This is a genomic window from Pseudomonas sp. LBUM1656, from assembly GCF_059716065.1.
On the sequence record NZ_CP166800.1, the window covers coordinates 3,777,264 to 3,792,457 of the forward strand.

13 protein-coding genes are annotated in these 15,194 nt (G+C 61.1%); 5 read left to right on the top strand and 8 right to left on the bottom strand.

Features of this window, described 5'->3' with window-relative positions:
* Positions 1–6 precede the first annotated feature (6 nt).
* Positions 7–678, top strand: a complete 672-nt coding sequence (locus ACA072_RS17070; RefSeq protein ID WP_497619237.1) for a class I SAM-dependent methyltransferase — start codon at positions 7–9, stop codon at positions 676–678.
* 18 nt (positions 679–696) lie between these two features.
* Here ACA072_RS17070 and ACA072_RS17075 read toward each other — a convergent pair whose 3' ends face one another.
* From ACA072_RS17075 to ACA072_RS17085, 3 genes are read right to left on the bottom strand one after another with little or no spacing between them, the layout of a single operon-like run.
* Complete coding sequence (locus ACA072_RS17075; protein ID WP_497619239.1) at positions 697–1,929, bottom strand: nucleoside permease; 1,233 nt, start codon at positions 1,927–1,929, stop codon at positions 697–699.
* 56 nt (positions 1,930–1,985) lie between these two features.
* On the bottom strand, positions 1,986–3,083 hold the full coding sequence (locus ACA072_RS17080; RefSeq protein WP_497625002.1) for a sugar phosphate isomerase/epimerase family protein: 1,098 nt from the start codon (positions 3,081–3,083) through the stop codon (positions 1,986–1,988).
* Complete coding sequence (locus ACA072_RS17085; protein WP_497625003.1) at positions 3,080–4,219, bottom strand: Gfo/Idh/MocA family protein; 1,140 nt, start codon at positions 4,217–4,219, stop codon at positions 3,080–3,082. The genes ACA072_RS17080 and ACA072_RS17085 overlap by 4 nt, the downstream gene beginning before the upstream one ends.
* Positions 4,220–4,446: 227 nt before the next feature.
* Here ACA072_RS17085 and ACA072_RS17090 point away from each other — a divergent pair, with 227 nt between their 5' ends.
* Both ACA072_RS17090 and ACA072_RS17095 read left to right on the top strand, forming a co-directional pair.
* Positions 4,447–5,451: a LacI family DNA-binding transcriptional regulator gene (locus ACA072_RS17090; protein WP_497625004.1), complete on the top strand. Its 1,005-nt coding sequence runs from the start codon at positions 4,447–4,449 to the stop codon at positions 5,449–5,451.
* 121 nt (positions 5,452–5,572) lie between these two features.
* Complete coding sequence (locus ACA072_RS17095) at positions 5,573–7,735, top strand: ATP-binding protein (RefSeq protein WP_497619241.1); 2,163 nt, start codon at positions 5,573–5,575, stop codon at positions 7,733–7,735.
* 10 nt (positions 7,736–7,745) lie between these two features.
* On the opposite strand, the gene ACA072_RS17100 is transcribed toward ACA072_RS17095, so the two are convergent.
* The 4 genes from ACA072_RS17100 to ACA072_RS17115 all read right to left on the bottom strand — a co-directional run bounded on the left by ACA072_RS17100 (position 7,746) and on the right by ACA072_RS17115 (position 11,742).
* Complete coding sequence (locus tag ACA072_RS17100; protein ID WP_497619243.1) at positions 7,746–9,329, bottom strand: DHA2 family efflux MFS transporter permease subunit; 1,584 nt, start codon at positions 9,327–9,329, stop codon at positions 7,746–7,748.
* Positions 9,326–10,408 carry an HlyD family secretion protein gene (locus ACA072_RS17105; RefSeq protein ID WP_497619245.1) on the bottom strand — a complete coding sequence of 361 codons (1,083 nt, stop codon included), beginning with the start codon at positions 10,406–10,408 and terminating at the stop codon, positions 9,326–9,328. The genes ACA072_RS17100 and ACA072_RS17105 overlap by 4 nt, the downstream gene beginning before the upstream one ends.
* A gap of 92 nt (positions 10,409–10,500) precedes the next feature.
* Entirely contained in the window at positions 10,501–10,911 is a 411-nt protein-coding gene (locus ACA072_RS17110) for a cupin domain-containing protein (RefSeq protein WP_497619246.1), read from the bottom strand.
* Positions 10,912–10,980: 69 nt separating this feature from the next.
* Positions 10,981–11,742, bottom strand: a complete 762-nt coding sequence (locus tag ACA072_RS17115) for an SDR family oxidoreductase (RefSeq protein ID WP_497619248.1) — start codon at positions 11,740–11,742, stop codon at positions 10,981–10,983.
* 257 nt (positions 11,743–11,999) lie between these two features.
* Here ACA072_RS17115 and ACA072_RS17120 point away from each other — a divergent pair, with 257 nt between their 5' ends.
* Positions 12,000–13,580 carry a winged helix-turn-helix domain-containing protein gene (locus ACA072_RS17120; RefSeq protein ID WP_497625005.1) on the top strand — a complete coding sequence of 527 codons (1,581 nt, stop codon included), beginning with the start codon at positions 12,000–12,002 and terminating at the stop codon, positions 13,578–13,580.
* A gap of 64 nt (positions 13,581–13,644) precedes the next feature.
* Positions 13,645–14,139, top strand: a complete 495-nt coding sequence (locus ACA072_RS17125) for a PaaI family thioesterase (protein ID WP_497619250.1) — start codon at positions 13,645–13,647, stop codon at positions 14,137–14,139.
* 77 nt (positions 14,140–14,216) lie between these two features.
* Here ACA072_RS17125 and ACA072_RS17130 read toward each other — a convergent pair whose 3' ends face one another.
* Complete coding sequence (locus tag ACA072_RS17130; RefSeq protein WP_497619252.1) at positions 14,217–14,882, bottom strand: TIGR02466 family protein; 666 nt, start codon at positions 14,880–14,882, stop codon at positions 14,217–14,219.
* Positions 14,883–15,194 lie beyond the last annotated feature (312 nt).

Sequence of the window (15,194 nt, forward strand, 5' to 3'; positions counted from 1 at the left end):
TTCGACATGCCCACCCCCGAATCCACCCTCCTCGACAGCTGGCACCACAACGCCCACGCCTGGATCGAAGCCATCCGCAGCGGCGCCATCGAAAGCCGCCTCACGGTCACCGACCAGGCCATCCTGCTGGCGGTGCTGGGTCGCCAGCCGGAGTGCGTGCTCGACCTGGGTTGCGGCGAAGGCTGGCTGTTGCGTGCGCTGGCTAAACGGGGCATCACGGCGGTTGGTGTGGATGGCGATGGGACGCTGGTCGAGGCGGCGCGGGCGGCAGGCTCTTCATCGGTGCATCTGGCGAGCTATAAAGCGTTGGTGGAGGCGAAGGTGGACATCGGTCGCGATTACGACCTGATCTGCGCCAACTTCGCGTTGCTGCACCAGGACATCATCCCGCTGCTCGCCGCCATGAACACGCTGCTCGCCCCAGGCGGCGCGTTGGTGATCCAGACGCTGCATCCGTGGGCCGTGGCGGCGGGCGACTATCAGGATGGTTGGCGGGAAGAGACCTTCGACGGGTTCAAGGGCCAGTGGCAACCGATGCCGTGGTATTTCCGCACCTTGTCCAGTTGGCTGAATGCGCTGGACATGGCCGGGTTTCGGCTGGCCGGCCTGCAGGAGCCGCAGCACCCGCAAAGCCAGGTGCCGCAGTCGTTGCTGTTGGTGGCCGAACCGCGGCGGTGAGTGTGGGCTACGCGTCGTTCAGACCGTCGATTGAACACCTGCGGCCTGCCGCCCCTTGAACGCCAGCGCAAAGCAGAAAAATATCGCCAGTGCGAACCCGGCAGGGAACAACCAGATGCTCTTCCAGTCATGGCTGCCCGTCAGCGCAAAGTGGTCGGTCACCTGCCCTGCGACCCAGAATCCGATCAGCATGCCCAAGCCGTAAGTTGCCAAAGTAATCAGGCCTTGCGCCGAGCTTCTGAAGCGTTCCGGTGCTTTGGCATCGGTGTAGATCTGGCCGGACACGAAGAAGAAGTCGTAGCAGATGCCGTGCAAGGCGATGCCGGTAAACAGCATGAACGCCAGGTCGCCATTGTTACCGTAGGCAAACAGCAAATAGCGCAAGGCCCACGCCAGCATGCCAACCAAGAGCGCAATCTTGATCCCGAAGCGGTGAATGAACAGCGGTAGAAGCAACATGAACAGCACTTCGGAAACCTGCCCGATGGCCATCTTCGCCGTCGGGTTGGTCACGCCGATCTCCGCCAAAAACGGGTTGGCATTCTGGTAATAAAACGCCAGGGGAATGCAGATCAAAATGGAGGCGATGAAGAACACCAGATAACTGCGGTCCTTCAGCAAGCTCAGGGCATCGAGCCCGAGCATTTGCTTGAGGCCGCTGCGACCCACTTCAGGCTTCAGAGGTGCGGTACGCGGCAATGTGAAGCTGTAGAGGCCGAGCACCAGAGAGGCAACTGCCGACATCAGGAAGGTATTGCGCAACCCGCCTGACGAAATCATGGCCTGGGAATCCCAGGCAAACACGAAGCTGATCACCACACCGGCCACGATCCAGCCGATGGTCCCCCACACGCGGATGCGCGAGAACTCGAGGGCCGGGTCGCGCATCTGCCGGAACGCGACTGAGTTCACCAGTGCCAGGGTCGGCATGTAGATCATCATGTACGCCAGCACGTAGGGGTAAAACGTGCTGAAGTCCGGCGCTCGATACAGCTGATACAGCAACACGGCGCCGACCAGGTGCAGCACCGCGAGGATGCGTTCGGCATTGAAGAAGCGGTCGGCAATCAAGCCGATCACAAAGGGCGCGATGATCGCGCCCCAGGACTGGGTCGAGAACGCCATGCCGATCTGCCCGCCGGTGGCGCCCAGGTTACTGGCGAGGAACGTACCGAGGGTGACGAACCATCCGCCCCAGATAAAGAATTGCAGGAACATCATGGCGCTCAATCGCGCGGTCATCGTGGACATAACAGTCACCGTCTTATTGTTTTTCTTGTTGTAGAGAGGAGCGAACAACGTTGTGATCAGGCGTCGGGCAAGCCCAGCAACCGCCTATTGAAACCTTCGTCCGACTGCACGCTGGCAAAGTCATCGAACGCCTTCTGCGTCTTGGTGATCATGTGCTGCTCGATGAACGCCGCCCCTTGCGCGGCGCCCTGAGCGGAATCCTTGAGGCAACACTCCCACTCGAGCACGGCCCAGCCGCTGAAGTTGTATTGGGTCAATTTGCTGAAGATCGATTTGAAGTCGATCTGGCCATCGCCCAGCGAACGGAAACGCCCCGGCCGCTCGACCCAACCCTGGTAACCGCCGTATACGCCCGAGCGCGCATCGGGCCGGAACTCGGCGTCTTTGACGTGGAACATGCGGATGCGCGCGTGGTAACGATCGATGAAACCGAGGTAGTCCATTTGCTGCAGCAGCAGATGGCTGGGGTCATACAAGATCGCGGCGCGTGAATGGTGATCCACCGCCTCCAGAAAACGCTCGAACGAGGCGCCGTCATGCAGGTCTTCGCCGGGGTGGATTTCGTAGCACAGGTCGACGCCGGCCTCCTCGAAGCAATCAAGAATCGGCAACCAGCGTTTCGCCAGTTCGGCAAAGCCTTGTTCGACCAACCCGCTTGGGCGTTGCGGCCATGGGTAGACATAAGGCCACAGCAGCGCGCCGGAGAAGGTCGCGTGGGCCTTCAACCCCAAGCGCTGACTGGCGCGGGCGGCGAGTTTCAATTGCTCGATCGCCCACTCGGTGCGCGCCTGGGGCTGGCCGCGTAAATGCGCCGGGGCAAAGTCGTCGAACAAGGTGTCGAAAGCCGGATGCACCGCCACCAACTGGCCTTGCAGGTGCGTCGACAACTCGCTGATCTCGACGCCCGCTTTAGCGCAAACAGCTTTCAATTCGTCGCAGTAATCCTGGCTGTCGGCGGCGCGCGCCAGGTCGATATACTGCGTGCCCAGGGTCGGCAACTGAATGGCCTTGTAGCCTTGGGACGCCGCCCACTGGGCGATATTGGCCAGTGTGTCGAAGGGCGCTTCGGCGGACATGAACTGCGCGAGGAAAATTCCCGGGCCGCGCAGGCCTGCTTGAGAAGTAGGGTTCACGGGTGTGTGCTCCGGGGTCATTGAGGGCAGACCAGTTCGGTCCATTTCGTGTCGCCGCGATGATTGGCGATCACGGCTTCGATGAAAGCCATGCCACGCATCCCGACATCGATGCCCGGCACGCCGGGGGCTGCATTGTCGACAACGTTGCTGCGGATCGCGTTGGCGAAATCGCCGTAGAGGTTGGCCATGGCTTCCAGATAGCCCTCGGGATGCCCCGCCGGCAGACGCATGCGCCGGGTCGCGGCGTCGCACAACCAGGGTTGGCCGACACCGGAGCGCAGCACGCGCATGGGTTGATCCAGGGAACGATGGATCAGGCTCGCCGGTTCTTCCTGACGCCATTCCAGGCCGCCCTTGTCGCCGTAGATGCGGATCTTCAACGGATTCTCTTCACCAGCACAGACCTGGCTGGCAATCAACACACCGCTGGCGCCGTCGGCCATCCTGAACAGCATCGCGGCGTCGTCGTCGAGTTGCCGACTGGCGATGTGGGTATTCAACATCGCGCACAGGTGCTGGATGGGTTGGTCCGCGACGAATTCGGCCAATGAAAAGGCATGGGTGCCGATATCGCCGACGCAGCCGCCCAACCCGGACTGCTCAGGCAGATCGCGCCAGCCGGCCTGCTTGTTGCCCTGCCCCGCCACATCCTCGCTCAGCCAGCCCTGGGGGTATTCGACGATCACCTTGCGCACGGTGCCGATCACGCCGTCGCGAACCATCTGCCGCGCCTGCCAGACCATCGGATAACCCAGGTACGTGTGGGCCAGGCCATAGAGGCGATCACTGCGCTCAAGGACGGCCTTGAGTGGCAGCAACTCGGCCAGATTCAACGCCGCCGGTTTCTCGCTGAACACATGAAACCCCGCGCTCAGCGCCTGGCTGGCAATCGGCGCGTGCAGGTGATTGGGCGTGACGATGATCAGCAGTTCCATGCGCTGATCGGCGGGCAACGCGCGCTCGGCCTCAAGCATCTGCCGCCAGTCGCTGTAGCAACGCGAAGCGGACAAACCCAACGCGGCACCGGTGTCTTGATTGTTGCGGGCGTCGCGACTGAACGCGCCGCACACCAATTCAAAACGACCCTCGAGCCCCGCAGCCTGACGGTGGGCCTGACCGATGAAGGCACCCTCTCCGCCACCGACAAAGCCCATTCTTATTTTTGCCAATGGAACAGTCATAGCAATTCTTCTCTGTTTGAGGTGGCTTCAGACGGCTTTAAAGGCATCCATCCTCAAGCCGATGTAACCGGTTACATCATGGCGGAAATTTAGGCCCTGTTTGACGAGGTGTCAAACCCAGAATGAATCGCCAGGAAAATTTCGGGGTGGCGTCGACCTGCGCTAAGCTCGCCGCTGCACAGTTCGATAACGAGGTGGTCTTGTCCAATATTCGCGAAGTAGCCCGGCTGGCAGGCGTCTCCGTCGCCACGGTGTCCCGAACGCTGAAGTCGCCTGAGCGCGTGCTCCCCGACACGCGCGACAAGGTCAACGCCGCCGTGGAAAAAGCCGGTTATCGACCGAACCTGATGGCGGTGCAATTTCGTTCGCGCAGAACCGGCAACCTGGTAATTCTGGTGCCGACCGTCGCCAACACCTTTTTCGCCAAGGTGATCAGCGGCGCGCAACAAGCGGCCCAGCTCGCCGGTTATCGGCTGTTGCTGTGCGACACCCAGGGCCGCGAGGAAATCGAACGGGAATTTGCCGAATTGGTGTACGCCCATCAAGCCGATGGCGTGATCCAGTTGCGCGCCTACGACCCTTTCGAAGCGCCCTTCCCCAGCGCCGAACTACCGCCGATCGTCAACGCCTGCGAGGTGATTCAGGGCGGCCGTCATCCCACCATCAGCCTCGACAACCGCGCCGCCGCCAAGGCCATGACCGAGCATTTGATCGAACTCGGCCACCGCCGTATCGGCCTGATCAAAGGCCCGAAAAGCAGCCCGCTGACCCGAGATCGCGTGGCCGGTTATCAGGACGCCTTGCATCAGGCCGGCATCGCGTCAGATCCCGCGCTGATCTGCCACGGTGACTTCAGCCTGAAGGCCGGTCATGACGGCGCCGCCGCGATGCTGGAATTACCCGACCGCCCCACGGCGCTGTTTTGCGAAAACGATGAAATGGCCATCGGTGCGTTGAAACGCATCAAGCAACAGGGCCTGCGAGTGCCCGAGGACATTTCATTGGTGGGTTTCGACGACATCCCTTTCGCCGCGTACTGCGATCCGCCCCTGACGACCATCTCGCAACCGGCCGAAACCTTCGGCCAGAAAGCCGTGGAGATGTTGATTGCGCTGATCGAAAAGAAACCGATCGCACAACGGCATGTGGTGTTGCCGTTCAAATTGACCTTGCGCAACAGCACAGCGACGGTCAGGGAGCGCTGACATCCGCTCGATTAAAGCGCCGCCACACGCTCAAAACAAAGAAACCTCACGCATTCGGTCATACCGGTGGAACCTAGTCGGAGGGCCAGCCTCGGATATATAAATCTGCGTAGGTGAGAACATGGCAATCGAGGCGACGTTACTGCGCCAACGCAAGGTGCTTGCCGAGTTTGGCGAGCTGGCGCTGGTGTCAGACGATCTTGAACATATCCTCGACGAAGCCTGTCGTTTGGTCGGGGATGCGCTTGAGACTCATCTGGCCAAGTTCATGCTGTTGCAGGAGGACGGCGTCACGTTCGTGGTGCGAAACGGCGTTGGCTGGACCCCGGATGTAGTCGGAAAGGTCCGGGTTCAAGCCTGCGAAGGAAGCCCGGAGCGGTTTTCACTGGCCACCGACGCCCCGGTGATTTCGACGGATATTTCGACAGAAACTCGCTTCCGCTATCACGACTTTCAAAAGAAAAACGGGGTAAAAGCCTTCGTCAACGTTCTGGTGTACGGGGCCACTGAGAATCGCCCATTCGGCATCTTCGAAGTCGACAGTCGAAGCCCTCGCCGGTTTACGGACAGCGATATCGATTTTCTTCGTGTCTACAGCAACCTGCTCGGCGCGGTGTTAAAGCGCTCCAATACCCTGCAGGCCATGCGTTCGACGGAAGAGCGATTGCGTGAAAGCGAAAGGCACTACCGGATCGCGGCGGAACTCAATCCGCTTTGGCCCTGGACGGCGGACAAGGCCGGCACACTGACGTCTATCGATCAGCGCTGGTTCGAATACACCGGGATGACCCCGGCAGAGACATTAGGGCATCAATGGGCCAAAGCGGCTCACACTGAGGACCGGGAATCCCTGGAGAACCTCTGGAGTCGATCCCTGGCCACCCTGGAGCCGTTCGACACGCAAGTGCGGCTGCAAAAAAACACCGGGGAATATCGCTGGTTCAGAACCCGGGCACTGCGCAGCTTCGACGCTGCCGGACAAAGTGAACAGTGGTACGGAACCCTCGAGGATATCGACACGCGCGTGCAGTTGGAGGGCGCGCTTCGAGAATGGAACGACTTGCTTGAGGACCGTATTGCCCAGCGCACGGCTCAGCTTGAATCCGAACAGCAAGAACGCGCCATGACCGAATCCAAGCTTCGGCAAAGTCAGAAAATGGAAGCGGTTGGCCAACTGACTGGCGGCATCGCCCATGACTTCAACAACTTGCTGGCGGGCATCATCGGCAGCCTGGAGCTGTTGCAACGACGCATCGATGCGGGGCGTTTCGATGAGCTGACTCGCTATGCCTGCGTGGCGATGACCTCAGCCTCACGGGCCGCTGCCTTGACCCAGCGTCTGCTGGCGTTTTCGAGACAGCAATCACTCCAGCCTGAACTGCTCGAACCCCGAAATGTGGTGGCAGGCCTGGATGAAATGATCCGGCGCTCGGTCGGCCCCAGCATCATCGTCGAATGCTCCTTTCGCGCAAACGACCGCATCAGGTGTGACCTCAACCAGCTGGAAAACGCGCTGCTCAACCTCGCGATCAATGCCCGGGATGCCATGCCCAATGGCGGCACCCTGAATCTGGGGGTCGATCGATGCGTCATCGATCAGGCATCGTCTACCGAGAAAATGGTGCCTTCAGGGTCCTATGTCACGATATCGGTGACGGACTCAGGCACGGGCATCAGCGCGGAGAATTTATCGCGCATTTTTGACCCGTTCTTCACCACCAAAAAGATTGGGGAAGGCACGGGCCTGGGTCTCTCGATGATTTACGGCTTCACCCAGCAATCCGGTGGGCAGGTCAGGGTTCACAGCAGCCTGGGTGTGGGCACCACCGTGACGATGTTCTTTCCAGTGGACAATTCGCAACCCGCCCAGAACATTCCCGATCCGGACGAGACTCAATCAGCGGAGCCGTTCGGTCAAAACGAAACCATCCTGCTGGTGGACGATGAAACGGCCATTCGGCAAATGGCCTCGGAGTTTTTGTCTGACATGGGCTATCGGGTCATTGAAGCGGTCGACAGCGTCTCTGCCCTCAGACAAGCGGAAAAGCTGGAACACATCGACCTGCTGCTGACAGACATCGGCTTGCCTGGAGGGATGAACGGGGTCGCCCTGGCGGCGGAATTCAAGGGGAAATACCCACAACTCAAAGTGCTGTTCATCACTGGTTTTGCCGGAGGTTCGAACCTGGTTTCCGTTGATTCGACGACCCGGCTATTGACCAAGCCGTTCAGCCTGAACGACCTCGGCCAGCGCGTGCGCTCGCTGGTCAGCGCAGGCTCATGAAGGGCCGGGGTCACCCAGCATGCCCTTTCGCGTGTCGCGCGAATGCGATCTTGATGCCCACCAGCACGGGCGCGGCGACGGCAAACAGCAGGGTCACAGCGAGGAACGCTGAGTCGAAGGCAATCACGGTTGATTGCCCTGAAACGACTCGCCCCAAAAGGTTAGTCGCCGCGCGGCCGGCGGCCACTGCATCCATCCCTTTCGCCATCAGCATGGCGGTGGTGGTCGACAGCCGTTCAATCACTGCGGCGCCTCCTGGCGTGACGCTGGTGCCGAGGACCACGGCATTGCTGACCACGTTGTGCTCGATCAACGTCTGAAGACCCGCAACGCCCATCAGCCCCCCCAATTGGCGCCCGGTATTGAACAGACCTATGCCGCAGGCGAGGTTGCGACGGTTGAGGTCGCTGAATGCGATCAGGGTGATCGACAGAAACAGAAAGCCAAGGCCCAGGCCGCGCAACAGGATGGCGGCCATCATGTCGTCGCTGCCGCTTTCGCTGGTCGAACCGGACAGCATCCACATCGCAACCATGATCATCAGGATGCCAAAGGGCACCGTGGCAAACGGCGCAACCTGGCGGGCCTGCATGAGCCAGGCGGCAATCAGCAGCGCACCGATAAAAAACCCGCCACTGGGCAACAGCAGCAGGCCGGCATCGGTCGGCGTGAACGCGAGGACCGACAAGGCGAACGCCGGAATCAGGAACGCGCTCCCGAACAGCGCGGCGCCAGCGACAAAACTGACGATAAAAGCGAAGGAAAAATCGCTGGATTTGAACAGCGTGAAGTCGAGCAACCCTTGGCCTTTGATCAACAGTTGCTGGCCGAGAAAAGCCAACAAAGCAGCGATGCCGATCACACTCAGCCACACAATGCGCGGTTCCTCGAACCAGTCCCAGCGGCTGCCCTGGCTGAGCACGTAGGTGAGACAGAACAGCGAGGCCGAGGCCAGCACAAAGCCGATCCAGTCAAACGGACGCTGCCGGTTTTTGGCCGGCGTCGGGCGGTCTGCGATCAGCAACAGTCCGATGGCCGCCAAGGCAAGCGGCACGACACTGAAGAAGATCCAGATCCAGGATTGGCTGTCGATCAACCACCCTTGCAGGGCTGGAGCAATCGTCGCGGGCGCAACCACGGCGCCCATGGCAAACACGGCTTGAAGGATGGGTTGATGGGCGCGGCGATAGCCGCGAAATATGATCGCCTGGCCCCCGACCAGCAGCGTACCTCCCGCGAAGCCTTGAATCATCCGCAGCACCACCAGCACGTCCAGTTGAGCGGTGATGATGGCAATAGCACACGCCAGGCCCATCGCCGTGAGTGCGCCGATCATCACCTGACGCGGATCAAAACGGCTCAGCAGCCAAGGGGATGTCATGAAGCCGATCAACTTGAGCGCGGTGTAACCGACGTCCAGCCAGGCAAACTCATCAGGCGTTGCGTAAGTGTCACCGATGATGTCGCTGCGGCCGAGGGACAGCACGGTGCTGGCAATCGCTTCCGTCAGCACGGCCAACACGATACCCAGCATGAGCAAGACGCCAGACGTCGTGCTGGCGTTGCCCGGCGTGGCGGTGGCTACCGGTTTCATGACCCGCTCCCGCTCTCAACCTCGACACGCGCCGACAGGCCCGGCACGATGCGGCCCGGCAACGGGTTATGCGCAAGGCGGATCTTCACCGGAACGCGCTGCACCACCCGCACAAAGTTCCCGGTCGCGTTGTCGGTGGGCAGCAAGCTGAACGCCGATCCGCTCCCCGGCGCGAAGCTGTCGACCACGCCATCAAGTACCCCGTCGGGGTAGCCATCCACCGTGATGCGCACGCGTTGGCCGGGGCGGATATGTTCGAGCTGGGTTTCCTTGAAATTCGCCACGACCCACACGTCATGCACCGGCACGATATCGAGCAAGGCCACGCCCGGCGTCACGAACCGGCCGACGCGCACCTGACGGTTGCCGACCACGCCATCCACCGGCGCGTGCACCACGGTGCTGTCGAGATCGATCTGGGCGAGGTCGCGCGCGGCCTGCGCCTGGGTCACCGCCGCGACGGCCGCTTCGCGCTGGGCCACTAGCACGGCGATGCGTTGCTGTTGAGCCTCCACCGTGGCCGACGCGGCGGAGACCGACGCCTCGGTTTTCGAGCGTGCCGCCCCGGTTTCATCGACCAGGGCCTGGCTGACAGCGTTGCTGATGATCAGTTTGCGGCTGCGATCGTGGGTCTTGGTCGCCAGGTTCATCTCGGCAGCGGCCGATCGTCGTTGGGCTTCGGCCTGTCGAATCAGGGAGCGCTGGAGATGGGTTTGCGCATCGACATGGCTCAGGCGTGCCTGGGCAGCACTGACATTGGCCACGGCTTGCGCCAGCCGCGCGCGGTAGTCCCGATCATCGATACGGAACAACACCTCACCGGCCCGGACGGCCTGGTTGTCCTCGACTTCGACCGCCATGACATAACCGGCGACCTTGGCGGCGAGCGAGGTGACGTCGCCGCGCACATACGCGTTGTCGGTCGAGGTCGAGCCGCTCGACACCGCCATGGCCCATCCGGCCGCCAGGACCACCACGGCGCCGATGCACAGCAGGATGCCGACCCTCTTTTTATTGCCTGGCCGCACCACGACTACAGGGGGTTCGGTGCTTGCGTCGGCGGTTGCGTGCGAGTTCATGTTGTCATTTCCTGTTTGATGCCTAGGACCTTCAGCCGGGCAGCAGTCCCCTGCCACCCGGCTATCGAGCGTCGATGAGCGCGTTGACGGGCTCACTTCCCGGTGGGTATGACGAGTTCCTTTTCACGGGTGTCGAGAACGAACACCGCCAGCAGACGTGCAGGTTGGGTGTCGCTGGCGTTGGCGCTGACCTGGTGATGCGAGCCTGGCTCTTCCACGAAGTTTTCACCGGCCGTGTAGACCTTCTCCGGCGCGCCGTTGACCTGACTGCGGATCGCCCCTTCAAGGACCGTTGCATAGATGAAGGCCGATTTGGGGTGCAGGTGCGCCGGCGACCCGGCACCCGGCCCGTACTCGACCAGCACGCCCCTCATGCTTTTACCAGGGATGTTGGGAATGGGCCGGTCGAACACCACCGTTACCTTGCCCGCGGGCTTGTCGGCGGCCGACGCGGTGAGCGAGAACACGGCGAAGGCCGCGGCCAGGATGATTCGGCTGAACATGGCAATTCTCCTGCTGTGTAGATTCATGAGGACGCGACCCAATGGCGGGTCAACGCTTTCGCGCAAGCTTCAGCGCCCCGCTTCGCTCGTCGACTGAGCGATCCAGTCCTCGAAACGGATCGTGCCCAGGCGCGGTTTTTTGCCGGGGGTCAGCGATTGATCGTCGAGTACGGAGCCGAAATAGCGCGCGTGCACATCCGGCACGACCTTGCGGTTATCCTGGGTGGCGCGCAGAAAGCGCCGGATCAGTTCGGCGAGCGGCATGGCCTCGGGCCCGGCGACTTCAACCGTGCCATTGACCGGCGCTGCCAGCGCCACATCGACGAGCGCCGCCGCCACGTCGTCAGACGCCATCGGCTGAATCAGCGCCGGCGACAGGCAAATCTGCTCACCCTCGGTGGCTGCCTGCGCGATGCCGCTGACAAACTCGAAAAACTGCGTGGCTCGCAGGATGGTGTAAGGAATGCCGGACGCCTTGATGAGGTCTTCCTGGGCGATCTTGGCCACGAAATAGCCGCTGTCAGGGAGCCGTTCGCTGCCGACAACCGATAGGGCTACGTGATGACGAACACCCGCGGCCGCTTCGGCCGCCAGCAGGTTACGGCTGGACGTTTCGAAGAATTCGAGGACGGCCTTATCCTCCCACGACGGTGCGTTGGCCACGTCGACGACCACCTCGGTGCCATCCATCGCGGCGGCCAGGCCTTCGCGGGTGACGGCGTTCACCCCCGTGCTGGGGGACGCGGCGAGTACGTCATGGCCGCGTTCGCGGAGGCGTTTCACAAGTTTCGATCCGATGAGGCCGGTGCCTCCGATGACGACAATCTTCATGGGTTCTCTCCCTCCGCTTTCGACGGCAACCATTGCGGTCGATGGAGAGAAGAGTGACGGCGCGCGCGTGGGAAGTCCTTGTGCCGGCCTTGAGTTTGCCTTTGGACACCCTTGGTTTTTCGTCCAAATGCGCAACAGCGGGACGGGTTCCCCTGCTGGACGGTGCAGCGAATTTCGAGCTGCCGTATGATCGACACCACGTATCAATCGCCAGCTCGGACACGGAGTCGAGGGCGCTCGACCAGGGGATGCTCACCTTGCCATTCGTGTTTGAAGACTACGTGCTCGACCAGGAGCGCCGGGAACTGACCTTGGGCGGGCAAGTCGTGGCCATCGGGCCCCAGGTCTTCGATCTCTTGCTGCAACTCGTCGTCAACCGTGATCGCGTCGTCAGCAAGGACGACCTGCTCAACGCAGTCTGGAGCGGCCGGATCGTTTCGGAATCGACGATCACCAGCCACATCAATGCCGTGCGCAAGGCCATTGGCGATACCGGCGAAGAACAGCGCCTGGTGCGCACGGTCGCCCGCAAGGGTTACCGCTTCGTCGGTGAGATCAAGGTCGCCGAGACCGGCGAAGCAGGCCTCGACGAACGCCCGCTTGTTGACCAAAAACCATTGCCTGGCGCCCCGCTCGTCCTGCCGGAAAAACCCTCCATCACCGTCTTGCCCTTTCACAATCTGAGCGGCGATCCGGAGCAGGATTATTTCGCCGACGGCATGGTCGAGGACATCATCGCCGCCCTCTCGCGGATCCGTTGGCTGTTCGTCATCGCACGCAATTCGAGCTTTACCTACAAGGGCCGCGCGGTGGACGTCAAAGGCGTTGGCCAGGAACTCGGCGTGCGCTACGTGCTGGAAGGCAGCGTACGCAAATCCGGGAACAAGGTACGCATCACCGGGCAGCTCATCGATGTGACGAGCGGGACGCATATCTGGGCGGAACGCTTCGAAGGCCTGCTCGACGACATTTTTGAACTGCAGGACCAGATCGCCGAAAGCGTCGTCGGCGCCATCGCGCCACAGCTGGAACGGGCGGAAATCGAGCGCGCCAAGCGCAAGCCGACCGACAGCCTGGACGCCTACGATTACTACCTGCGCGGCATGGCGAAACTGCACAGTGGCACCCGGGAAGCCATCGAGGAAGCGCTGCCGTTGTTCTATACCGCGATCGAGCTCGATGCGGAATTTGCATCGGCCTATGGCATGGCTGCCTGGTGCCATTTCTGGCGCAAGTTGAATGGCTGGATGACCGATCGAACACAAGAAATCGCCGAGGGCACGCGACTCGCGCGCCTGGCGGTGGCGCTCGGCCGGGATGATGCGGTGGCGCTGACGCGCGGCGGACATGCACTGGCCCATCTCGCCGGCGATATCGATGGCGGCATCGCGCTGCTCGACAGGGCACGTTTGCTCAACCCCAACCTCGCCCCGGCCTGGTATCTGGGCGGCATCCTGCGCGCCCTGCACGGTGAAACAGAAGATGCGATTGAGCATTTGACCCATGCCGTGCGCTTGAGTCCGCTGGATCCGGAAATGTTCCGGATGCAGGTGGGGATGGCCCTCGCGCATTTCTTCGCCGGGCGCTACGACGTTGCGTCGTCCTGGGCGGAAAAGGCGCTGGGAAACCTGCCCAGCCTCCTGCCAACGGTGGCCCTGTTGGCGGCCAGTCATGCGCTCAGCGGACGCATGGACAAAGCCAGCCAGGCCATGCAGCGCCTGCGCGAACTTGATCCAGCGTTGCGCGTCTCGAAGCTGAAGGAATGGCTGCCCATCCAGCGGCCCGAAGATCTTGCGCGGTTCGCCGATGGACTGCTACTGGCCGGATTGCCCGAGTGACCGCGGCCCGCTGCAGCGTTAAAATCCGCCAGGTTTGGTTCCCCTGTTTGAGGAAGACCCCGTTATGTCCAGTCTCGACACCTCCCTGCAAGACAACGCCGCGCCTGATGGCGTTTGCTATGGCTGCGGCAGCAGCAATCCGCACGGGCTCCACATCAAGAGCTTCTGGGATGAAGACGGCGTGCATGTCTTGGCCGAACACATGCCTGATCCCATGTATTGTGGCTGGCCGGATCTGGTGTACGGTGGCTTGATCGCGATGCTGGTCGACTGCCATTCAAACTGGACGGCGATGGCGTATCACTACCGGACGGAAAACCGCGAAACCGCCAGCCTTCCCCGCATCAATTGCGTCACCGGCAACCTTGGCATCAAGTTCATCAAACCGACACCGATGGGCGTACCGTTGACGCTACGTGCCCGAGTGGAAGGAGACGTCGGGCGCAAAACCCGTGTGATCTGCGAGGTCTACGCCGGGGACGTGCTCACGGCGGTTGGCGACTCTGTTTTTGTGCGCGTGGATACCGGGCAATTGGCGGCTGCGGCGCACAGTCGGTAGTTTGTTTCCAGGCTCTGGAGACAGTCAGCCCGGCGCTGTCTTTATTCCTCCTGGCGATTCAAGTCAATCGAATCGCCTTAAACACCAAAGTTAAACGCTATGGAGATTCGCGGTCTCGTTCCTTCGAAACGTCGCACTGAATGCATCAGCCATGACGGAAACATGATGAACGTTCCACTTCTGGCGGCACACGTACAACTAAACCCGGCTGTCAGGCAATCTTCGACTCTCATTCGCAGGGCCGGATTGTAGGTCGATGCCACCATACCGCGCGGGTCTACAAATTCCAGATCACCTCCCACCGCGGGATCGTCCTCTCGGCCGCCGGCATCGACCCAGTAGACTCCTGACCAAAACGCACCAGGGTGCCCATGGAGTGAATTGCTGTGGCCTGCCTCATTCACATTTGCCCAGGCGTTGAGTTTCCAATCGAAACCGGGCTCGGTTAATCCATATTGTTCGCTATGAACCGCCGTCAGTTGAATGGCGAACTCTGTAGCAAACTTAACCAAAGCATCGCAAGCCTCCCCTCCCCATTCAGGGAAATCGTTCGCGGACTGCCAGCCGCCGTCATTGCTACGCTGGGCACCGCTGCGATCTTGCGCCATACGACGTGTGACGATAGCTTTCAATTCAGCATTGAGCCTTTCTGCGTCGGGGTATTGGATACTCGCGAGGGGGGTTGCGAACAGTCGTCGAATCTTTATCAGTTCAGGATCTATTAGAGTGTTGCTCGACTGCATTGCGTCTTTTCCAGGTTGCGCAAGTTGCAAAAAACTATACCGATTGAAATTGAGGACTGATGTAAACCTTTGTGAAAAACGGTGTAGTTATACTTGAACGCAGCCGAGCGACTCTAAAGAGTGACCGTTAGCACTCGTCTGTGGATTCAACCAGTGAAGGTCCATCGCGGACAGGACGCTCAGCCATCTCACTAAACACCGCGAACAGAGCTGACGATAAAAGTTATGCGCAGCCGTTCGAGTGTGGGCTTTAATGTCTGTGCTTATATGCAGCCACTCGCCTCGACGCCCTACGAAAGTGGATGCGCTGAG